This is a genomic window from Paraburkholderia flagellata, from assembly GCF_021390645.1.
Classification (GTDB): domain Bacteria; phylum Pseudomonadota; class Gammaproteobacteria; order Burkholderiales; family Burkholderiaceae; genus Paraburkholderia; species Paraburkholderia flagellata.
In genome coordinates, this window is record NZ_JAJEJT010000006.1 from 140,816 (window position 1) to 161,884 (window position 21,069).

Annotated in this window: 17 protein-coding genes; 3 read left to right on the forward strand and 14 right to left on the reverse strand. The window is 60.7% G+C overall.

Features of this window, described 5'->3' with window-relative positions:
• Positions 1-12 precede the first annotated feature (12 nt).
• From fabI to L0U83_RS40130, 6 genes are all read right to left on the reverse strand, one after another.
• Positions 13-804 carry an enoyl-ACP reductase FabI gene (fabI, locus tag L0U83_RS40105; protein WP_233890142.1) on the reverse strand — a complete coding sequence of 264 codons (792 nt, stop codon included), beginning with the start codon at positions 802-804 and terminating at the stop codon, positions 13-15.
• 4 nt (positions 805-808) lie between these two features.
• Complete coding sequence (locus L0U83_RS40110; protein ID WP_233890143.1) at positions 809-1,987, reverse strand: acetate/propionate family kinase; 1,179 nt, start codon at positions 1,985-1,987, stop codon at positions 809-811.
• Between the two features lie 4 nt (positions 1,988-1,991).
• Positions 1,992-2,930 carry a phosphate acetyltransferase gene (locus tag L0U83_RS40115; protein WP_233890144.1) on the reverse strand — a complete coding sequence of 313 codons (939 nt, stop codon included), beginning with the start codon at positions 2,928-2,930 and terminating at the stop codon, positions 1,992-1,994.
• A gap of 32 nt (positions 2,931-2,962) precedes the next feature.
• Complete coding sequence (locus L0U83_RS40120) at positions 2,963-5,305, reverse strand: DUF3141 domain-containing protein (RefSeq protein ID WP_233890145.1); 2,343 nt, start codon at positions 5,303-5,305, stop codon at positions 2,963-2,965.
• A 585-nt stretch (positions 5,306-5,890) separates the two neighbouring features.
• Complete coding sequence (locus L0U83_RS40125) at positions 5,891-6,292, reverse strand: hypothetical protein (RefSeq protein ID WP_233890146.1); 402 nt, start codon at positions 6,290-6,292, stop codon at positions 5,891-5,893.
• Between the two features lie 713 nt (positions 6,293-7,005).
• Positions 7,006-8,157, reverse strand: a complete 1,152-nt coding sequence (locus L0U83_RS40130) for a porin (protein WP_444544258.1) — start codon at positions 8,155-8,157, stop codon at positions 7,006-7,008.
• 358 nt (positions 8,158-8,515) lie between these two features.
• Between L0U83_RS40130 and L0U83_RS40135 the strand changes: the two genes are divergently transcribed.
• Both L0U83_RS40135 and L0U83_RS40140 read left to right on the forward strand, forming a co-directional pair.
• Positions 8,516-9,331 carry a creatininase family protein gene (locus tag L0U83_RS40135; protein WP_233890147.1) on the forward strand — a complete coding sequence of 272 codons (816 nt, stop codon included), beginning with the start codon at positions 8,516-8,518 and terminating at the stop codon, positions 9,329-9,331.
• Positions 9,332-9,400: 69 nt separating this feature from the next.
• Positions 9,401-10,567: a YncE family protein gene (locus L0U83_RS40140; RefSeq protein WP_233890148.1), complete on the forward strand. Its 1,167-nt coding sequence runs from the start codon at positions 9,401-9,403 to the stop codon at positions 10,565-10,567.
• Here L0U83_RS40140 and L0U83_RS40145 read toward each other — a convergent pair.
• The gene (locus L0U83_RS40145) at positions 10,534-10,716 is read right to left on the reverse strand and encodes a hypothetical protein (protein ID WP_233890149.1); all 183 of its coding nucleotides are present in this window, start codon (positions 10,714-10,716) and stop codon (positions 10,534-10,536) included. The two genes, L0U83_RS40140 and L0U83_RS40145, sit on opposite strands and share 34 nt — an antisense overlap.
• Before the next feature lie 240 nt (positions 10,717-10,956).
• Here L0U83_RS40145 and L0U83_RS40150 point away from each other — a divergent pair, with 240 nt between their 5' ends.
• Positions 10,957-12,558 carry a methyl-accepting chemotaxis protein gene (locus L0U83_RS40150; protein WP_233890150.1) on the forward strand — a complete coding sequence of 534 codons (1,602 nt, stop codon included), beginning with the start codon at positions 10,957-10,959 and terminating at the stop codon, positions 12,556-12,558.
• Here the strand turns inward: L0U83_RS40150 and L0U83_RS40155 are convergent.
• From L0U83_RS40155 to L0U83_RS40185, 7 genes are all read right to left on the reverse strand, one after another.
• The gene (locus L0U83_RS40155) at positions 12,547-13,179 is read right to left on the reverse strand and encodes an EAL domain-containing protein (protein ID WP_267939924.1); all 633 of its coding nucleotides are present in this window, start codon (positions 13,177-13,179) and stop codon (positions 12,547-12,549) included. The two genes, L0U83_RS40150 and L0U83_RS40155, sit on opposite strands and share 12 nt — an antisense overlap.
• 123 nt (positions 13,180-13,302) lie before the next feature.
• Complete coding sequence (locus tag L0U83_RS40160; RefSeq protein WP_233890152.1) at positions 13,303-14,202, reverse strand: LysR family transcriptional regulator; 900 nt, start codon at positions 14,200-14,202, stop codon at positions 13,303-13,305.
• Positions 14,203-14,257: 55 nt separating this feature from the next.
• Complete coding sequence (locus L0U83_RS40165; protein ID WP_233890153.1) at positions 14,258-14,926, reverse strand: TetR/AcrR family transcriptional regulator; 669 nt, start codon at positions 14,924-14,926, stop codon at positions 14,258-14,260.
• Between the two features lie 229 nt (positions 14,927-15,155).
• On the reverse strand, positions 15,156-16,019 hold the full coding sequence (locus L0U83_RS40170) for a 4Fe-4S dicluster domain-containing protein (protein ID WP_233890154.1): 864 nt from the start codon (positions 16,017-16,019) through the stop codon (positions 15,156-15,158).
• 10 nt (positions 16,020-16,029) lie between these two features.
• Positions 16,030-19,008 carry a molybdopterin-dependent oxidoreductase gene (locus L0U83_RS40175; protein WP_233890155.1) on the reverse strand — a complete coding sequence of 993 codons (2,979 nt, stop codon included), beginning with the start codon at positions 19,006-19,008 and terminating at the stop codon, positions 16,030-16,032.
• Between the two features lie 109 nt (positions 19,009-19,117).
• Entirely contained in the window at positions 19,118-20,032 is a 915-nt protein-coding gene (locus L0U83_RS40180; protein ID WP_233890156.1) for a VOC family protein, read from the reverse strand.
• A 76-nt stretch (positions 20,033-20,108) separates the two neighbouring features.
• Positions 20,109-20,813 carry an OmpW/AlkL family protein gene (locus L0U83_RS40185; RefSeq protein WP_233890216.1) on the reverse strand — a complete coding sequence of 235 codons (705 nt, stop codon included), beginning with the start codon at positions 20,811-20,813 and terminating at the stop codon, positions 20,109-20,111.
• Positions 20,814-21,069 lie beyond the last annotated feature (256 nt).

The following is a 21,069-nucleotide window of genomic DNA, read 5'->3' on the forward strand; positions in this document are numbered from 1 at the left end:
TCCCGTAAAGCGTCATGCCATGATGTTCACGCCACCATCGACATACAGCGTTTCGCCCGAAACTCTGCGTGCATACGGCGTCGCGAGGAAAGCGCAGGTATAGCCGACGTCCATGATGTCGACGAGTTCGCCAAGCGGCGCGCGGTGGGCCGCCTCGTTGAGCAGCAGCCCGAAGTCCTTGAGCCCGGAAGCTGCGCGCGTCATCAGCGGACCCGGCGATATGGCGTGTACGCGGATGCCTTGCGGGCCCAGTTCGTAGGCGAGGTAGCGCGCGCATGCCTCGAGTGCTGCCTTGACCGGTCCCATGACGTTGTAGTTCGGCACCACCTTGATCGCGCCGTGATAACTCATGGTAAGCAGCGTGCCGCCCTTTTCCATGAGGGGCGCAGCAAGTGCGGCCATACGCACGAACGAGTGGCACGAAATGTCCATGGCCCGCGAAAAGCCCTCGCTCGAGCAGTGCAACAGGCCGCCCTGGAGATCGTCTTTCGGTGCCCACGCAATGGAGTGCAGGACGATGTCGAGACGCCCCCACTGCTGCCCTATGCGCGAGAACACGCCCTCGAGCTGACTCGCATCGGCGACGTCCAGCGGCAATAACAGGTCGGCCTGCAATTCCTGCGCGAGCGGCTCGACCCACGACCTGCTCTTCTCCGTTGCGTACGTGATGGCAAGGTCTGCACCGAGTTCGCGAAACGCCTTCGCGCAGCCATACGCAATCGAATGCTCGTTGGCAATCCCGGTGACCAGCGCCTTCATGCCCTTGAGCACAGGGCTAGTGTGTCCGGTCTGTTCGGTTGACATGGGCTTACTCCAGTACAGCGCGCGTATGTCGCGCAATCATCAGTTCCTCATTGGTCGGAATGACATACACCGGCACGCGGCTCGACGCCGTGCTCACAAGCGGTCCACCGTCGAGATTCGCGGTCACATTGAGGTCGGCGCCAAGCCACTGCGCCCGCCGCACCACGCCGTCGCGGATGGCCGCTGCGTGCTCACCGATGCCACCGGTAAAGACCACCGCGTCCAGTCCCTCCATTGCCGCAGCAAGGGAGCCGAGTTCGCGGCAGATACGGTACACGTAGAGGTCGATCGCGAAGCGAGCCCGAGGATCGTCGCTTTCCAGCAGAGTGCGCATGTCCCCGGAAATGCCCGATACGCCGAGCAGCCCGGAGTGATGATAGAGGAGGTCCTCGACGGCGCGCGCATCCATGCCGCGCTCTTCCATCAGGTACAGCACAACCCCGGGATCGAGATTGCCGCAGCGCGTGCCCATGGGCAGCCCGTCGACGGCCGTGAAGCCCATCGTACTGGCCACGCTCCTGCCCGCCACGAGTGCGCACATGCTGGCGCCGTTACCGAGGTGAGCCACCACCGTACGCCCGGCCGATGCCGCCGGCGCAACGTCGGGGAGCACGCTCGCGATGTATTCGTACGACAGTCCGTGAAAGCCATAGCGGCGCACACCCAGGTCAGTAATGGCGGCCGGCAACGCGAATGCCTGCGCGACGTCGGGCTGGGTACGATGAAACGCCGTGTCGAAGCAGACGACCTGCGGCACGTCCGGGTGCAACTGTTCGATCAGGCGTACCGGCTTGAGATTGTGCGGCTGATGCAGCGGTGCGAGTGGCGTCAGTTTTTCCAGTTCGTCGATCACGGCAGGCGTCACGCGAGCCGGACCGCCGAAACGCTGCCCGCCGTGCACCACGCGATGACCGACGGCCGCGAGCGTGTGCCCTTCGCGGTGCTCGCTCAGGAATACGGCGATCTGTTCCAGCCCGTGGCGATGGTCCAGTTCCTCGCTGGCGGTCCACTCCTTCGCGTGGCGCACGCCGTGGTGGTCCAGTGCCTCGAACCGGGCATGGTCGGTGTACAACCCATCCACGTGACCGTGTACGACGAGTTCGAGCGCCGCCCCGCGCTCTTCGAATGTCGAGAACTTGATACTCGACGAACCGGCATTCACGACGAGAATCACGTCAGCCATGGCATCAACCCTCGATATGTCCGGCCGCCTGCCGCCCGTGCGCGACGAGCATGGCCACCGCGCAGGAGGCAAGGCGGGTCATGACCGAATCGGCCCGGCTCGTCAGGATGACAGGCACGCGCGCACCCAGCACGATGCCCGCCGCGTCGGCGCCCGCGAGGAACGACAGGCTCTTGGCCAGCATGTTGCCCGCCTCGAGGTCGGGCACCATCAGCACATTGGCGCGGCCCGCCACCGGCGAGTCGATGTGCTTGATACGTGCGGCCTCGGGATCGATTGCGTTGTCGAGTGCGAGCGGACCATCGACGAGCGCGCCCGTCACCTGCCTGCGATCCACCATCTTGCACAGCGCAGCCGCTTCGAGCGTCGAGGGCACCTTCGGGTTCACGGTCTCCATGGCCGAAAGGATCGCCACCCGCACTTCCGGAAAACCGAGCGCATGACCAAGATCGATCGCGTTCTGAAGGATGTCGATCTTTTCTTCGAGCGTCGGCGCGATGTTGACGGCCGCGTCGGTGATGATGAGCGGATCGGCGTAGGACGGCACGTCCATCACGAAGCAGTGACTGATGCGGCGGGCGGTACGCAGCCCGGCGTCGCGGCGCACGACCGCGGCCATCAGTTCGTCCGTGTGGAGGCTGCCCTTCATGAGCGCCTGCGCCTTGCCTTCTCGCACGAGCTGAACGGCGGAGGCCGCCGAAGCTTCACTGAACGGCGTATCGACGATGGGATAGTCGCCGATGGAGAGGCCGCATTCCGACGCAACCGACAGGATGCGCTCGCGCGGACCGACGAGCGTGGGCGCGATGAGCCCCTGCCGCGCGGCGTCGATCGCGCTCTCGAGAGAGCTCGCGTCGCAGGGATGGGCCACCGCGACGGGCAGCGGCGCGAGCGCCTGGCATTCTGCGATCAGACGGCGGTATTTGATGTGATTGGATTCCATGGAAGCTTTTCTCGCGAACAGATGGAAGACGCTCAGGCCGCCGCGACGTCGGCGCGCGGAACGCGCGGCTTGCGCGCTGGCGTTGCCATCGCCGCCGGCGCGCCGAGCACCGCACGGATCGCTTGAAGCGCCTGTTGTTGCTGCTCGGTCGGCTCGATGGCCTGAACGCGCCGGTCGGCCACCAGCTTGTCCAGCAAGGTCAGCAGCCGATTGCAGTCTTCAGGAGTCCCCAGCAGGTCGGGCAGCGTTTCGATTGCCCGCTGCGGCTCGAACGTCGCAATGATCTCCTGCTCGCCCCGAATGCGGCGCCAGTCGGCCGGCGGCAGCGTGGGCAGGTAATCGGCATATTCCTGCGCCAGTTCCCGAACCGTCTCGATGCGCGACAGCGGCAGCGGCTGCCCCTTGGGCGCAAGCAGAAATGCCGTGCGCGCGACTGCCTCGTCGTAGCCGCCGTGGCTGATCGTGGCCAGCGCTTCCCGGACGAACGGCATGCTGCGCGGGTCGGCGCTCGGCGCGGAATCTTCGCCATGCTCCTCTTGATGACCGAAGTCGTGCAGCCCGAGAAGATTCGCGTACACCGAGAAAAACAGCGCCTCGACGCCGGCATCGCGCACCGCGCGGTAGTGGTCGAGCGAAGCACTGAGCAGCTCAGAGCCGCGCCGCTCGACGTCACGCAACGGTTCGACGTCGTCCGCGCGTGCACGGCTTGCCCTGACCGTTTCGGCGAGCGGGCCGAGCGCGGCCAGCCAAGGATTCAAGTCCGAGAATGCCCACCGCTCGAAACGCAGCGGATGGAACGCGCGCAGGAGCCGCGCCGTCGTTTCGTTCGAAGCCCACCGCACATACGGTTGGACGAACAACTCATAGGCACGCTGATTGAATTCCGACACCGCGGACACGGCCTCGAACGGTTTTTCGTCCTTTCGTTGAAAAGACGGATTGAAGTACTCGACGGCCTCCTCGAGCCGATGCTCCTTGAGCGAGACGTCGTATTCGGTCTTGCCGTCCGGGCCCTTCACTTCCTTGATCGACATGCCGTAGAGGCCCGGTGCAAGCGTCTCGATCGTCTCCAGCACGTTGAATATCTGCGTGTATTCCTTCTTCGCCACCTTGCCCGAAACGAAGATGCCGAGATGGCCGATATCCCCATGCGTGAGGGCGACGATGACCTGACCGCGCGCCTTGATCTCTTCCGTGCTGCCGTACAGGTCGGCGACCCAGTTGAATGCCTGTTGCACCGGTGTGATGTTGTCGCCCATCGAAGCAAACAGAACGATGGGGACGCGGATCTCGCGCAGGTCGAACGACTTGCCGGACGGACCACGCACCTGCCCCGACCACAACCGGTTGCCGACAAAGAGGTTATGGGTGATCCACTCGATCTCTTCCCGGTTCATCAGGTAGTAGGTGCCCCACCACCGCTCGAACTCGAGAAAACGCGCCGGCTCCGTTTCAATATTGGCGAACACGTGATAGTACTTGTCCCACCACGTGTTCGCGGGGTTCAGATACTCGAAGTTGCTGACGAGGTTGGCGCCATCGAACTTGCCGTTGCCGAGATCCGCAGCCAGTGAGGAAAGCCAGGTGCCGCCGAGCATACCCCCGGCGTAACGCATCGGATTGGGCGCCTCGCCCTCGTTCCACGCACCGCTCCAGTAAGACATCGGAGCGCCGTTGACGACAATGGGGCCGGTATCTTCCGGGGAGGAACTGGCGAGCATCATCGCGGCCCAGCCGCCCTGACAATTCCCGACGACTGCGGGCTTGGGGCTGTCCGGATGCAGTTCGCGCACTTTGCGCACGAACTGCTGCTCGGCTGCGCACACGTCCAGCAGCGTCTGTCCGGGTTCGGGCTCCCTGAAGAACGCGACGAAATAGACGGGATGTCCCCCGCGCAGCGCAACGCCGACCTGCGAATCGTCCTTGAAGCCGCCGATGCCCGGACCGTGTCCGGCGCGCGGATCGATGATCAGATAAGGACGCTTCTTCGCGTCGATCTCGACACCTTCCGGTGCCTTGATCGCCAACAGCACGTAGTTGACCGGACGCTCGAAGTGCCTCGCGTCGAGCACCACGTCATAGTCGAAATGCAGCGCTGGCTTGAGTCCTTCCCTGCTGCGCTCGATGAACTCGTTGCCGCGTTGGCGCAAGGTGTCCCAGAACAAGACCGAGCGCTGCGCGACATCGACTGCGTAGCGCCACGCAGTCGAGGCATCGAACTGCCCCGGGTTGGGAACGGATCCACTGTCACCGCTTATCGCGTCGCGCGTCCTCTGCCCGAAACGCTCCTGCCCCTCGCTCAGGCGCTTGCGAAGTAGTTCGAAGATCTTCAATGCAATCTCATTGTTTCGGGTCAGCTGTGTCACCTGATCCATTCGTGGATCTCCTTAAGGGAAGCGATGTAACCTGGGCCATGTGCTCCCCATTGCCTGAAGCGCAGGGAGGAACGCCTGCTGCTGCGTCACTACGCCACGTGTCGCATGTCATTCCGACCATTTCGTCATTATGACCATGGAGGGATTATATGGCGACGACGATGAAAAAAAGATTAACTACCGCACCCGCGTCGCTTCGACGCAGTATGGGAAATGCAAGCTGGTGCGATTGGGGGGCGCCGCCGGAAGATGACGTGCCGCGGTGTGCGGCAGACAAGGATTTCGACGGTCAGTTGGGGATACAGCAGCGCATTCACGCACTCACGCGAAGACACCCGGGAAGATAGGCGGCTTCGATTGGAGCGGCGTTGAGGGGTGAATGGGCCACGCATGCAGAAGATATACGAGCGGTGCGATCTCGCGCCGCTCACACCGGCTGTCAATAATTAGCCTTATAAATTACTGACAGATCCGTGCAAGCTGAAATGGGAGTCGATTTCCGAGGATGGCGTGCAGTCGATATGGCGCAGACGGGGCTGCATGCGCAGGGCAAGTGTGGCGAGCACGCGAGTCGCCAAAACTCACTCATCGCCCAACGCGGCGATCAGCCTTTCTCGAGTGGCCAGATATTCCGGTCCGGTTATACCGTGACTCTTTGCCGCCCTCCAGAAGCGATGTCTGCAACGCCGCGCAGATTGACCTGAATGGCATAACCGGGCCGCGGGTCGTCGCAAGTTCATAGACACGCGATTGAGCAGGCCCAAACAGCAAATGCAAATGTGAATCCCCGATCAGCAGCTTCGCGCGCCTCGCGAAACGCCCTTCGGGGTCTGCCTTGTCGGCCGGCTGGTACGCACCGGCATATTTCCGCATCCAGTCCGTGAACTTTGCCGCCGGCATCGGGCGTGCAATCGCATAGCCCTGAACGGCATCGGCCCCCAGCAGTGCAACTGCATCGATCAAGTCCGCCGTTTCGACGCCTTCCACCACCACGCTCTTACGAGCGCCTGACACAGGTTGGTTAACTGATAGATCGAACTCAGCACGTCGACGGGCGTTCGCTCGATGCCCAGCAACAGACTACGGTCAAGCTTGATCACATCGAACGGCAACTTGCACAGACGCTCCAGCCCGTACGCCCGCACTCGCCAGTGCGACGCCAAGAACAAGAACCAGATGCTTGAGCTTCACGGTTTGTGGTCTCCTGCAGTTTTTGAAGTTTTCGGTATTCATGTCCCCGCGATCGGTTATGGAATGGATACGACATCTCGCCGCGCAAAGCGCTGCGCAGTAGAAGCGTGCCCGCCGTTGTGTCAGATTGTGTAGCAGGCCGGACAGAATTCCTTGAATGAAACTTCTGCGGCGCCCCCCCGGAAAGCCCTTCACCACGCGCGAGCGAGGCGACGGTGTGAAGCCGCTAGCAAACCGCATTTCGGTTGCCAGAGACGCCCTTGTTAATCTGGACACAGCCTAAGGGAGGAATACTAAGGAATGATGGCGTGAGGTTGAAGTAGCGCTTGAACACGCCACGCTACGTTTTGCATTCCCAAATGAAATCGCAAACGAAAAAAGCGCGCCGGTGGCTAAACCGGCGCGCACTAAACGTCAACCATACAGGCAGACGGGGAGGTGTGGAGAATCACGTCGACGCCAGTGGGCGTCTGTGCTTATTAGTGTTTTCCGCCTTTCCGGAAACGACCTTAGAACCGATGACGCATGCCGACCGTTACAGCGACCTGGCTCTGCGTTGTCGATGCGGGCAGCAGCCCAGCGATACTGGCCGTGGTGTCAACAACGGTAGTACCGTTATTGTAGACATCACCCGAAGCGTGCTGATAGGCGCCGGCCAGATAGACGTCCGATCGCTTGCTAAGCGAGTAGTCCGCGGCGAGGACCGCCGAGTGCCACTTCGGATCGCTCGAAGACGTTCCCGCGCCGGTCGTCTTGCCATAGGTGTAGGTATAGTTACCGACAAGCGCGAGCGCCGGCGTGAGGCTATATGTGCCATTGACTTCGATATTGTCGAAGCGCGCGTTCAGGCCACTCACGCCGAACTGCATCGCACCCTGAATGCGGGTATGCGTCCAGAGCACGCCTGCGGTGCCCGGACCGAACGCATAGTTCGCGCCAACGCCGACCGTACGTTTGACGTTGCCGCCCAACGGCACCGTGGCCGCAGCGCTTCCGTTGGCCGCAGCGTTAGTGTCGGTATTCGTCTGGTCATAGGCAGCAGCGACCGTCAGCGGACCTGCCGAGTAGCCAGCGCCGACGCTCCAGGCGCGGCCATTGGCGAACTGGCCCGGATCGTTGCTGAAGCCGTACAAGCCCCCGAAGTGGAAGCCGGAATAGTTGGCGCTTTCGTACTTGACGGCGTTGTTGATCGAGTATTGCGCGCCGATATTGTCGTTGTTCAGCGGGTGCGCTGCGAGATTGACAACGCCTGCCTGACCCGCCAGCGACAGCGGCGAGAGGTAATCCACAACGGAGTCGTATTGCTTGCCGAGCGTCAGCGTGCCGTATTGTGCGCTCTCGATGCCGACATAGGCCTGACGGTTAAACATCGTGCTGTTGTTGCTGAACTTGCCGTTCGAAAGATTGAAACCGGATTCCAGCTTGAAGATTGCCTTCATGCCACCGCCGAGGTCTTCAGCGCCCTTCAAACCGAAATAGGTATTCGAGAGCAGGCTGCTCGACTGAAGCCATGCGCTATGACCGCCAGCGTTATTGACATACGCGATACCGGCATCCAGCGACCCATAGAGGGTAACGCTGCTCTGGGCGTGTGCAGCGGCGCTGAATGCGCCAAGTGCAGCAACAGCAATCAAGGCCTTGTTGAGATTCACTTTCATCATGCACGTTCCTTTTCTGGGGCATCCACTTATTTACAGAGCACAAAAAACAAGCTAGAGCGCTCTAGCTCTGACGGCACGAAATATATCCCCACTCCCCTGCTCAAGGAGTTGTAATCGCACAACTCCTCGGCTTAATACCGGTTTGCATTGAGCAAACGCAATTATCTGACTGCGAGCGGGAACGCTTTCGAAAGGCGTGGTGGCTGTAAGGCTGCGCTTACCGTGCATCGAATTGCCGCAGGCCGGCACGAGATTTCCGGTCAACCTTGAACGGTTCGTAACCGTTGCTTTCGAACAAGGCGAAAGCGTCGCTGCGCCATTCGCGTGGACAAAACCATCTATCAGTTGAGGCTCTGCGATGAAAACTATCGTGCGACAAGCTGCCGCTGCAGTTGTTTTTTTTGCTCTCAGTCAAGCCTCTTTCGCGCAGGTACCGGCAACGGTGCAACTGGAGGATCTGACGTGGACAGAACTGCGCGACCAGATTCACGCGGGCAAGACGACGATCATCGTCCCGATTGGCGGTACTGAGCAAAGCGGACCGTATGTCGCGCTCGGAAAGCACAACATGCGCGTCAAGGTACTCTCGGAGCGCATTGCGCAAGGGCTCGGCAACGCGATCGTCGCGCCGGTCATCGCCTATGTGCCCGAGGGCAGCTACGCACCGCCGACGTCACATATGCGATTCCCTGGCACGATCACCGTAACCGACGACGTGTTCGAGAAGACGCTGATGTCGGCGGCCAACAGCTTCAATATTCATGGCTTCAGAAATATTGTCTTTCTCGGCGATCACGGCGGCTACCAGAAGGATATCCATAACGTCGTCGCCCAGTTGAACTCGGCCTGGGCCGGCTCGGGCGTGCGCGCATTCGCGCCGCCGGAATACTACGGCACGAGTTCGGATGGCTACACGCAGATCCTTCGTCAACATGGCGTACCCGACAACGAAATCGGCACGCACGCCGGCCTTGCGGATACGTCGCTTCTGCTCGCCGTCGCACCCGGGATGGTGAGGAGCGACAGCTTGCGCAACGCGCCACGGCCGGGCACCGCCGACGGTGTTTATGGCGGGGATCCGCGGCACTCGAGCGTCGAGCTCGGCAAACTCGGCACCGATGCGATCGTGTCGCGCACCATCGAGAGCATCAGAAAGGAAGTCGCCGCACACTGAGCGAACGCAAGCATCACCGCTACCGATCGGCTCATCCGATCCATCCAATATCCGATAAGGAGCCTTGTCATGAATTTGAGTCTGCGGCACTTCGCGGGCATCGCATCCGCCGTGTTCGTCGCACTTGGGGGCTACGCCACAAGCGCGTCGGCAGCCCAGGCAGTGACCACCGTGCAGGGCATGCCGCCCGTGGTCAATCCGGATAATCTGTACAGCGAAGCAATGGCCGGCCATCTGAGTCCCGCGGTCTCGAGCGCGATTTTGCGCGTCTACGTGCCGAACCTGCGTTCGAAGGATGTCTATGTGATCGACCCGACCACCTACAAAGTCGTCGACCGGTTCCCCGTTGGGTACAGTCCGCAACACATCGTGCCGTCCTGGGATCTCCAAACGCTCTGGGTCGCGAACAATGCGGAAGGCCGCACCGACGGGAGCCTGACGCCGATCGACCCGAAAACCGGCAAGCCGGGCAAGGAAGTCATGGTGGACGATCCGTACAACATGTACTTCACACCTGACGGCAAGGAAGCCATCGTGGTGGCCGAAGCTCACGCGCGGCTGGACTTCCGCGACGCACATACGATGGCGCTGAAATCCAGCCTCGATGTGCCGCAATGCAAGGGCATCAATCACGCCGATTTTTCGATTGACGGAAAATACGCGATCTTCACGTGCGAATTCGGTGGCCAACTCGCCAAAATTGATCTCGTGAACCGTAAAGTGGTCGGCTATCTGGAGATCAACAAGAAGGGCATGCCGCAGGACATCCGCATCTCGCCAGATGGTAAGGTGTTCTATGTTGCAGACATGATGGCCGACGGCGTGTTCCTCGTCGACGGCGACAGCTTCAAAAAGATCGGCTTCATCCACACGGGCGTCGGCGCGCATGGACTCTATACGAGCCGCGACGGCACGAAGCTGTATGTTGCCAATCGCGGCTCGAATGAAATTCATGGGTCGCGCCATGGCAAGGGCGGCGTGTCGGTGATCGACTTCGCGACGCGCAAGGTGCTCGTGACCTGGCCGATCCCGGGCGGCGGCAGTCCCGACATGGGTAACGTGAGCGCCGACGGGAAGGAGCTGTGGCTGTCGGGACGCTTCGACGACGTCGTGTATGCGATCAACACGACGACGGGCGCCGTCAACTCGATCCCCGTGGGGATGGAGCCGCACGGATTGACCGTGTGGCCGCAGCCCGGCCGTTATTCGCTCGGACACACCGGAAACACGCGGTAGTCGAAACATAACGGATCGGAAACATGCCCTGCGGCAGGCGCAATCGGGAATCCGGGCCGCTTCGAGCACCGCGAGCTGTGAATCTTCGCGCCGCCGAAGATGTCGAGCGACGGTCCGTCGAAGTTGCCTTGCGAGATGTCGTTGAACATCTACCGCGTCGCGCCTGTCGTAGCGCAGGGATCGACGTTCCGCTCCTGGGATTGCATCAAGAAAGGTCCCAGCCCTGCGATCGACGCGAGTCAGAGTGGCATTCTCCAAATCGTCCAGAACAGGATCAGCTATGTTGCCGACGACCCTTTGACTCAAGTTCTGCCTGGGGGCGCCGTTTACTACGCCAATAGATTGATAACTTTATCACCTACGCGATTGCGGCAATCGAGTCCCCCGAAATGAAGCTCTCCCTGTACAAAAATCTCAGCATTCGTCTGCGTCTTGCGCTGGTAATGGGTTTTCTTGGAGTCCTGCTGGTCATCGGAGGCGCCATGGGTATCGTTGGCGTGTCAATGAGCAACCACGATCTGCGGGAGTTGTATTCCAGCCGGCTGGCATCTTCCGAAGCTCTCGGGCAGACGAACGTGGCGCTAGCCAAGAGCCGCCTCTGGCTGTATCGCATCGCGCTTGATCCCGCCAGTCCAGATGTGCCTCACGAAACGCAGACCGCCCGCGATCTGCTCACGGCGTCAAGGAAGGCGTGGGACGCCTATCGCGCGCTGCCATTCTCCGGAACGGACGAAGCCACCGCCGCGGCCGACGTCAATACGAAGCTCGACGCTCTCGTGGCAAACGGCCTTGAGCCGATGTTCAGCGCCATTGCCACTCATGATGCGGCGCAGATCCGCGAGGTTTGGCTTCACATACCGCCGGATCTGTTCAACGATGTGTCCGTGGGCATGAATTCACTTGGCCTGATCCAGGTCACCGCTGCGCGGGAAACGTTTGATGCCGCACAGGTCCGGTTCCACTGGTTCGTGGGCGTAGCGATCGCTGGTGTGCTATTTGCGCTCAGCGCGGCCACGCTCGCATGGTGGTTGCTACAACGGGCCATCGGCGCGCCGCTCGCCCAGGCGCTGCACCATTTCAGGTCGATTGCCGACGGCGACTTGACCACCAGCATCGAGGTTCGCTCGAACGACGAGATGGGGCAGTTGATGGCTGGCCTGCAGGCCATGCAAAGCAAGCTGAGTCTGGCCATCAATGTGGTGAGAGAGGGTTCGCGGTCAATTGACACCGCTGCCCACGAAATTTCGGCGGGCAACCTCGACTTGTCGCAACGGACCGAAGAACAGGCCGCATCGCTGGAAGAAACGGCCTCGTCCATGGAGGAACTGACTTCGGCGGTGCGTCAGAACGCCGACAACGCGAAGCAGGCCAACCAGGTGGTGACCAGTACAGCGCTGCTGACTGAGCGGGGCAATCAGGCGACACAGGAAGTCGTGCAGACAATGCGCGGCCTGTCCGACTCATCGGGGAAAATTGCGGAAATCATCAGCGTGATCGAAGGCGTCGCATTCCAGACCAATATCCTGTCACTGAATGCGGCTGTAGAAGCAGCACGGGCTGGCGAGCAGGGTCGCGGGTTTGCCGTGGTGGCTGGCGAAGTCCGCACGCTCGCGCAACGGAGCGCAACTGCGTCCAGAGAGATCAAGGAACTGATTACGGATTCGCTGAGCCGCGTCGAAACCGGCGTACGGCAGGTCGATCGGGCCACACAGTCGATGACGGAGATTCTGTCTTCGGTACGCAAAGTCAGCGCCCTGATGGGCGAGATCTCCGCGGCGTCCGAAGAACAGTCGAAGGGTATCGAACAGGTCAATGTCGCGGTCGCACAAATGGACCAGGTGACGCAGCAGAATGCTGCGTTGGTCGAGCAGGCGTCCGCAGCCGCGCTGTCGCTCACGGAGCAGGCGAGCCAGCTCGAGAGCGCTGTTTCAGCCTTTCGCGTCCGCGCATGGATGAATCGCGAACTGGCCAACTCATCGTCAGGAAGCTGACGGCAAGGATACTCGCGTCCAGCGCGCGAAGTCGCGAGGCGCGAGCGGACGCGAGATCAGAAACCCTTGATAGAGATGGCAGCCGTGCGTGGCCAGAAAGTCGCGCTGCGCATGCGTTTCAACCCCTTCCGCAGTCACGGTCAGCTTCAGGATCTTGCCGATGTGGATGAGCGTTTGTGCCAGCGATTCTGCCATTGCGTTCCTGCCGATGCCTTGCACGCTCTTGTCGATTTTTAGTTCCTTGACGGGGAACCGGTGGAGGTAGCTCAGGGATGAGTAGCCGGTGCCGAAATCGTCGATCGACAGTGCGATGCCCATGGCATGGATGGCATCGAGCGACTTGCGGATGTCGGCGACCGATTCATCGAACAGGACGCGCTCAGTCATTTCGAGCGTCAGGTCCGCAGCGACCAGGCCATAAGACTGCAGCATATCGTTGACGAAGCCCGGGTAGTCCGGATGCTTGAAGTCGGCGGCGCAAACGTTCACCGACATCTTGGGTACGTCAAGGCCCTCGGCTCGCCACTGCGCAAATTGCCTGCATGCCTCACGCATCACCCAGGCATCCATCTCCGCGATCAGGCCGCTTTCCTCCGATCGCGATGAAGCGATCCGGCGCAATGACGCCGTGCCCGCCGTTGTCCCAGCGCACGAGCGCCTCGACTCAACCTAGCGCAGTTGATATACGATTCCCGCGGACTCGACGGACAATGCGGTGTCATTCGTGGTCGAGCGGCGGGGAACTTACATGGCCCGTTCAAAGAACTCTGCGGTATGGTCGATAAATGCCCTGACCTTTGCGGGCAAAAGCGCGCGCCCCATATAGGCCAGTCGGACTTCAGCCGCCGTGTCTACGATCTCGAACTCCTCCAGCAGACGTACGAGTCGACCCGCCTTGATGTCCTGCTCCACAAGCGCGAAAGGAAGCAAACCCACACCGAATCCTTCGAGAATGATGTCGCGATTGAATATCGGGTTATTCGAGGCAATTTCGTATTTGATGGGAACCGCGACGTTTTCCTGGTCGATCTGAAACGTAAGCGTTGGCTTGTGCATCGACGGCGGCACCGTGACGAACACATGATCTGCCAGCTCTGCAGGATCCCGCGGCGGCGGACGCCTGCCCAGGTACGCCTGCGTTGTGACGATGACCAGGGGCAGCCGCTGAAGAAGGCGCGTGACAGCCAGATCGGTCGCCAGCATGAACGGTAGCACGATGCCCAGGTCGTACCCGTCGGCCGTCAGGTCGACAGATCGCTCGGTCAATGTGATATCGAGACTGATATTCGGATGTTTGCGCTTGAACGACGCCATCAACGGCGCAAGCCACGTCAACGCAGCCGTAGTGTGCGCGACCACGCGTAATACGCCTGCCGGCAATCTTCCATGACCTGCGGCGCTCGCTTCCAGGGAGTCCAGATCGTCGAGAACGCGACAGCATCCCTCGTAAAAGCGCTCCGCGGCTTCCGTGAGAGAAAACTGCCGTGTCGAACGGTGAAACAGTCGTGTTCCAAGACGCTCTTCCAGCGAGGCTATCGAGCGTGAAACGACCGATGGTGAGAGGTCCTTCATTTCGCCCGCGCGCCGGAAGTTTTTTACTTCGACGATCGTGCGGAAGAGACGCAAGCTTTCTATGTATTCCATGGTCTAGTTTTCGAGCATCTGGACGCACTGCTATCGCGACACATCGCGATCTCGTTCAACGATTCTCGACGGTGCGGCACTCGTGCGATCGTATCGGTGGCGTTTTTTCCGTTGACTGCCGATACAGTACGGACGAAGCAAATTCCGCGAGCACTGCCTGATTCAACGGCTCGGTCGCACTCTGCGGATAGCACAGACTAACGAGCTGCATGCCTTCGAAAAGGCTCACGAAGCCGAGTGCGAGCGCGTCCGCCCGCAGCGGCAATGCGTTGTCGCTTTCCGTCAAGAGCGTTTGAATATGGGCGCTGACCTGCAAAAGCGTCTCGTGCCGCAACGCGTGAACGTGCTCCTGAAAAGCGCTGTCGCGGCGTGCGAGGAGGTACGCCTCCACCCAAAGCGGAAAGCATTCATGTTCACTGCAGGAGCGGACGAAATGAGCAATCATGCGCGCCCTCGCTAGCTCAGTCGTGCCCTTCTCTTGAAAGATCGCCCGCAGACCCGCCTGCGCCTCTTCGGCATCGCGCCGTAACAGTTCCACCAGCAGGTCCTGTTTGCTCCTGAAATTGGAGTAGAACGCGCCCCTCGTGTACCCAGCGGCCTCGACGATGTCCTCCACGCTCGTGGCAGCGAAGCCCTTCTCGAGGAACATGGTCCTTGCGGCGCCGTACAGGCGCTCACGGGTCTGCTCTTTTCTGCGCGCGTGGCTCAGGCGTTCGGGCTTCATGGCGTGGCTCAAGGCGATCTCTCCGTCCGCGCTCGGCAGCGCAAAGACGAACCTGTGAAATCGCCGTTTCTCGATGGTCCCGCTGAAGCCGGCTCTAGGCTCCTCAGCGGATACTCGACATTACACTCACAACTGATCGCATTGTCAATATCTAAAATTGAGGGCGCGGGCGAGGCCTAAAGCGGTTGCACCACTCCGCCGGCTCAGGCACCGGTGTGAGATTGGCGCATCAGTTGACCTCAACCTTGCTTGGCGCCAGCGCGAGGCTGATTTCGCCCAGGTACACACTTTCGCCGACCACACACTCGCGCGACGCATTGCCAAGAGCGTGACGAATCTCGATCCGGTACATGCCACTATTTTTCTCGAGACCACCGAACCGAAAATCGCCGAACGCGTCCGAGACAGTTTCTGCGACCCGCCGCTCGCCCGAGTACAGAACAATCGCTGCATCAACGACGCATTCAACTACGCCCCCGACCGCAGCACTGACGCTCCCGCCTATGAAGCAGCTTTTCCAGCGTTTCAAGCCGCGGTACCACACGCGAGGTCTTGTTTCCAGATTGGGCAGCAAAACCTCGAGCCCTTCACGTCGGGCTTTCTCCGCCATCGCGGCGTCATCGAGCTTGACGGCCTCGAAAACGCCAGTGGGACAAGCCTGCTCGCAACGCGGATGCTGCCACCCCTGGTCGAGCAGTTGCGCGTCGAAGATCCAGGTCTGCGGCAGTTGCAGTTCCTCGTTCCAGACGATCGCCTTGTACGGACAGGACTTGACGATGTCTTTGCGCCCTCGCGCCTTTTCCGGATCGATGATGACGATGCCGTCGGATCGTTTGCGGATTGCATCGCCACCGACGCGCATGCACGGCGCGTCGTCGCAGTGATTGCACATCACCGGCAAGTACGTCGTTTCGACCATGTGGGCGTCGCCCTGCACACGGCGCAGGATGCGAATTGGGCTTTCGGCACTGACCGCTGCAGGCGCGGCGTACCCAGGAAAGTCATTGCCGACGTGTTCATCGCGTGCAGCGATGACGCAGTTCTGGCAGTTCTCACACTGCCCGACCTTGATAACCAGATTCCACTTGCTCATCGTGTGCTCCTCACGCCGCGCGACGGATCATGAAAGCGTCCGCGCCTTTCCACTTTTCAATCTGCACAAGACATGAATTCGGACTCATGCTGCTTGTACCCGCCGTCTGGGGCCGATCGGGGGTCAGCAGGTTCATGCAACCGCCAATTTCCACGCACTCACCGTCTATTTCGATCATCTGGAATTCAGCACTCGCCTCATAAGACTTGACTACACCGGTGGTGACCAGAGGCGATACATCCGCCGCACAGATAACCGCAGCCCGGTCGTTGTACACCTTGACGAGATCTCGATGGGCAATGCCACGGGCCGCCGCGTCGACGGGACCGAGTCGCAACAGCCAGAAACGATGTCCGCCAATCAATGCACGATGATCTTCGATGCTGTTGACCGACGAGTTCTTGCCGTCGCAATGGGTATGGAAACTGTAACGGCTATGCGTGGCGATCAGTTGCAGTGGATACCGCTGGGCCAGTGGGGAGCGCAAGCCCTCCCACGACGGGATGTACCGGTTCACTGGCGGCCGCTCGGGGTTATCGGCCGTGTGCCGCTTCAGCAGCTCGGGTACGAACTCGATCTTGCCGCTAGGCGTCTGCAGGCCCATGCCGAATTTTTCGGCATATTGCGACGGCATCGGATGCGGTTCCTGCAGATCCTTGCGCCGGCCTTCCGCGAACCAGCGCATATCCACCGGATGCCGCAATTCCGGCTTTTCGGTCGGCACAACGAAATAGCCCTTGCGGCAGAACTCGCGCCACGAAATGTGATCCGGCAAATCCGACGAGTTGAATGCGCGCTTGACCCAGTCGAGTTCACTGCAGCCCTCGGTGAACACGCTGCCGAGTCCCAGACGGGTCAGAATGGCGGTGAAGATGTCGTAGTCGGAGCGAGATTCGCCCAAAGGTTCGATGCATTTATGTTGCAGCGTAATCATACGGTGGTTGACCGTGTTGAAGCCGTGATGCGCGTAGCCGCCGGAATTCGACCATTCGCCGATGTCCCACCGCTCCAGCGATGTGCATGCAGGCAGAATGATGTCGGCGAACTGCGCTTCGCCTTCCATCCAGATCGACTGATTGACCACGAACTCGATGCTCGGGTGACGGTAAGCGTCGGCCCAGCGCCCCGATTTCGTGACCGTGCTGAAGGCAGAACCGCCATAGCGATAGATCATGTGGATCGGCGAATAACCGGGCATCGGGTAACTGAACGGTGCGAACTGCGCTTCCTGGGACAGGCCGTCCCACAGGTAGCCTGTCGCATGCCCGTTGATGATGGCATCGGGCAACTGCTGCCGCGGCACCATCTGCTTGACCGGATTCATGGTCAGGATGTGCGGCATGCGTTGATAGTTGTTCACGGCATTCGCGGTCCACGCGAGCTCGCCCGACATCCCACCGTCCGCGTAGCCCGGGAAGTAGAAGTTGAGGTCGTGCGGAACGCCGATTTCGAGGCAGCCGAAATTCACGCCCGGCTTGCCCCATCCCTGCATCGCCATCATCATGATCATGCAACGCGCCCATTGGGCCCCCGTCGCACCGCGTCCAGCCCCGCCGAATCCTGCGCCCGTCATTCCGACGGCGAGATACACCTTCCTCGTCCCCCACCGCCGTGCGAGGGCTCGAACGTCCTTGGCGGGCACGCCGGTTTCCAGCTCCTGCCATTCGGGCGTTTTGGGCACGCCATCCGTCTCGCCCGTCAGGTAGGCCCGCCATTCGTCGAACCCGGTCGTCCGGTTGGCAACGTAATCCTTGTCATACAGCCCTTCCGTGAGCCACACATACATGATGGCGGTGGCGAGGGCCGCGTCCGTTTGCGGTCGGACCGGAATCCATCGGCCGCCCAGCAACTGGGCGGTCGGATTGCAATGCGGATCGATATGGACGAACTCGATTCCCAGTTCCTTGGCCCACAGACGCCGCGGCGTGCCTTCGAATCCGGCGTAGGCGCCATTCGTGCTTTCCGGGTCGCTGGACCAGAAGACGATCATTTCGGCTTCCTTAAGACAGTCCTCGATTCCGCCATAGCCGGAAGGCACGCCAACGCGCATCGAGTTGCCGAAGTGATGCATGGCGCCCCAGTACCAACCCTCCCAGCTGTCCGGATTCGCGGCCACCCGTGTGAAGCCAATCAGGTTGGCAAAACGCGTGAGCGCGCTGAGGTAGTAGCCGATATTGCCCCACTGGTGGTGCGACGACATGGGAAACGTGATCGAGCCCGGACCGTGAACACGCTTTTGCCGGTTGATCTCTTTCGTGACAATGTCCAACGCCTCGTCCCAGCTGATCGGCACATAGCCGGACTTGCCACGGTTTTGCGGATTGCGTTCGCCGTCGGGGTCGAAATCGATCCGCTTCATCGGTTGAAGGATGCGCTTCTCAGAATAGACGAGCGATTTGATCGACAAGGCGTGCGGTGCGACCAGGCCGCGCCGTGGCGGGCTGAATCGGCGCCCGCGCGCTTCGATCTCCCAGCTCGGCGCATCCTTGCTGTCGAGATCGACCGGCGTCACGCGAACGATGCGTCCATCTTTCACGTACACGAACAAAGGGCCGCCGTTGGTGCACGTGGTGTAGCGCTGCGTGCCGTCGCGCATGCTCGTGCCCATCGGCAGGCTGATGGTTTGCATCATGCTCAGCGTTTGCATGAACCACACGAGCAGCTCATCGTCGCCCTCAGTCACCACCTTGAAATTTTTCGCCGCGTGGATGATCTCCAGGTAGTCCGGAGTGGCGGAGAGAAATTTCAGGGCGGTGGGTACGTCCTTGAACAGCATGCGCACGTCCGGCTGCGGATGTCTGCCGGCACACGACCGGATGCGGCCATTCTTGAGCTTGATGACGCGACCGATGCTTTGATCCATGAGCCCGATCCACGCGACGAGATCGCGCTCCTTCAGCCGATCGCGATAGGCAGGGAAGCGGCGTGCCGTCAGGTCGAGGACCTTGGGCACGGCAAAGAGAATGGTCTTGAGGATCTGTCGTTTCACTTTTTGATCCAATGGGAAGGCTGCGCAGGTGCAAACATCAGGGAATTACGGACCGGCTCCGCCGAGCGGGCATGCCGCTCAGGCGGGCACGATCATGTCTGGTGGTGGTTCAAAGACCCGGGAAAGCCGGGCCCCATTGCAACAATGTGTCTCGGCCGAACGGATAGCTCAAGGTAGGCGAGTCGCTGTTGACGAGGTCGCCGTCCACGTAGTGCTCCACATGGAAGCCGGCGGGATCGGTCCAGTAATCGAAAATCTGGCTGCCGTGGAAATGGCGGCCGATGCCCCAGCGGTGCTTGTAGCCCTTATCTGCCATGACCATGTGGCCAATGCCCACGTCATCGATATCGCGACATTCAAAGGAGGCGTGGTCCAGGCCTACCGCCTTGCCGCCGACGATGGCCAGTGTGTGGTGGTCGGTCCATGCCGCGCCTGTTTCCAGGTGCATGAAGGCGGCCACGACGTTTTTCTCGTCGCCCTGGTAGATCAGTTCCGACGTCTTCATGCCGAGCGTCTCGCGATACCACGAGATCAATCCCTGCGGGTCCGGCGAGAAGACGGCCGCATGGCCAAGCCGCTGAACGTGCGACGGGCCGAAGGCCGGGCGCTGGAAGTGGCCCAGCCGGTTTTTGGCATGGGAGTCATTCCATACAATCGGAGCGCCGCCCGACGGAATGACTGGCAGACGTTCGGCGCCGAATACGAACTCCAGCCGACGGCCATCGGGATCGGCCCCCACCGTGTACAGGCCTCCGCCCGGATGCGGGCAATCGGTCACAGGCGAATCAAAGCGGGCCGCCAATGTGTCGAGCGCCTCGCGAGAGCTCACGCGGAACCCGACACCGACAAATGCCGCCTCGCCTTGCGTCGAGACGTAGGAGAAAGGTGCGTCGCCGTAGCTGCGCAGATAAAGCGCGTCGCCGCCCTGTTGCCGATCCAGCAAACCGTAGTCGACCATGAAGTCGCGAACGGCAGCCAGGTCCGGGTGGCGAAAGATGACGTATTCGATGTCTTCGATGAGCATGGAAAATCTCGCGATTGATGCGTTGGCGGCACGACCCGCCGCCAGGATTGATGTCAGGAAATGGTGGTCGTCCCCGCTAGAATGTGTAGGCGACGTTCACAAAAACGTTAATGGGTTCGATCCGGAGCGTCGACTTCGAAACGATCTGCGTTCCGTTTGCGGTTTGTCCGTATATGGTCATGTGCGTCTGGATCGGCATATAGCCAACTGACGCTCCGACCGACCAGTGTTTGGCAAACGCGTAGCTTGCCCCGACCTCGAACACGGGGTTCCACGATGCACTGAGGGTCGCGTGTATGGATCCGCCAGGACCGACACTATCGGTGATGAACTGGCTGTTGGTTGCGCGAACCTGGGTGAACCACGTGTAGTTCACGCCCAATCCGACGAAAGGACGAAATTTCGACTGAGCCTCGAACAGGTGATATCGAAGCTCGATCGCGGGCGGCATCGGCCTCGTCGTGCCGAGGGTGCCGTACTTCGAGAGCGTCCCATCTCCAACCAGATTCACTGTTAGGGGCAGGCCAAAGAGAGTGGCGATGCCGATGTGGTCGGTCACGTAGTACTCGGTCGTAATGCCGAGCGTATTCGTCGACGACGCGTGCGCACCAGTTCCCGCTAATTGCTGATTGACCGGCATACCACCCACGCTTTCCACGGTAAGCGGCGTGGCATGACCCTGTGGCGCTACGTAAAGCCACCCTGTCGCCAGCGTAAAGCTTCCGGCTGATTGCGCATTCGCGTTTCCAGCAAGCGCAGCCGAACAGATAAAACCTGCCATCACGGCAGGCCGAACATTTTTCCTGTAGTTCCTCACGCGTCTTCTCCTGCCTCATCGGTCAACTATCTTTTTTATCGTGCACACGGCTTTGCGAACCGCCCATTGGTCAACCTCGCTGGATCGGCAGTCGTATGTTTATGCCGGATCCAAAAAAATCATCTCCCCCTATTAAATAGGCATACTAAATACATCGACATGAGTTATCCCGATCCCAGCGTTGCTTCCTGCCTGTTCGCCGTATCGAGTCCCGACCAGC

Coding starts and splice junctions, on each gene's coding strand:
- fabI (WP_233890142.1), bottom strand. CDS start 804: ATGTCAACCGAACAGACCGGACACACTAGCCCTGTGCTCAAGGGCATG.
- L0U83_RS40110 (WP_233890143.1), bottom strand. CDS start 1,987: ATGGCTGACGTGATTCTCGTCGTGAATGCCGGTTCGTCGAGTATCAAG.
- L0U83_RS40115 (WP_233890144.1), bottom strand. CDS start 2,930: ATGGAATCCAATCACATCAAATACCGCCGTCTGATCGCAGAATGCCAG.
- L0U83_RS40120 (WP_233890145.1), bottom strand. CDS start 5,305: ATGGATCAGGTGACACAGCTGACCCGAAACAATGAGATTGCATTGAAG.
- L0U83_RS40130 (WP_444544258.1), bottom strand. CDS start 8,157: ATGATGAAAGTGAATCTCAACAAGGCCTTGATTGCTGTTGCTGCACTT.
- L0U83_RS40135 (WP_233890147.1), top strand. CDS start 8,516: ATGAAAACTATCGTGCGACAAGCTGCCGCTGCAGTTGTTTTTTTTGCT.
- L0U83_RS40140 (WP_233890148.1), top strand. CDS start 9,401: ATGAATTTGAGTCTGCGGCACTTCGCGGGCATCGCATCCGCCGTGTTC.
- L0U83_RS40145 (WP_233890149.1), bottom strand. CDS start 10,716: ATGTTCAACGACATCTCGCAAGGCAACTTCGACGGACCGTCGCTCGAC.
- L0U83_RS40150 (WP_233890150.1), top strand. CDS start 10,957: ATGAAGCTCTCCCTGTACAAAAATCTCAGCATTCGTCTGCGTCTTGCG.
- L0U83_RS40160 (WP_233890152.1), bottom strand. CDS start 14,202: ATGGAATACATAGAAAGCTTGCGTCTCTTCCGCACGATCGTCGAAGTA.
- L0U83_RS40165 (WP_233890153.1), bottom strand. CDS start 14,926: ATGAAGCCCGAACGCCTGAGCCACGCGCGCAGAAAAGAGCAGACCCGT.
- L0U83_RS40170 (WP_233890154.1), bottom strand. CDS start 16,019: ATGAGCAAGTGGAATCTGGTTATCAAGGTCGGGCAGTGTGAGAACTGC.
- L0U83_RS40180 (WP_233890156.1), bottom strand. CDS start 20,032: ATGCTCATCGAAGACATCGAATACGTCATCTTTCGCCACCCGGACCTG.
- L0U83_RS40185 (WP_233890216.1), bottom strand. CDS start 20,813: ATGGCAGGTTTTATCTGTTCGGCTGCGCTTGCTGGAAACGCGAATGCG.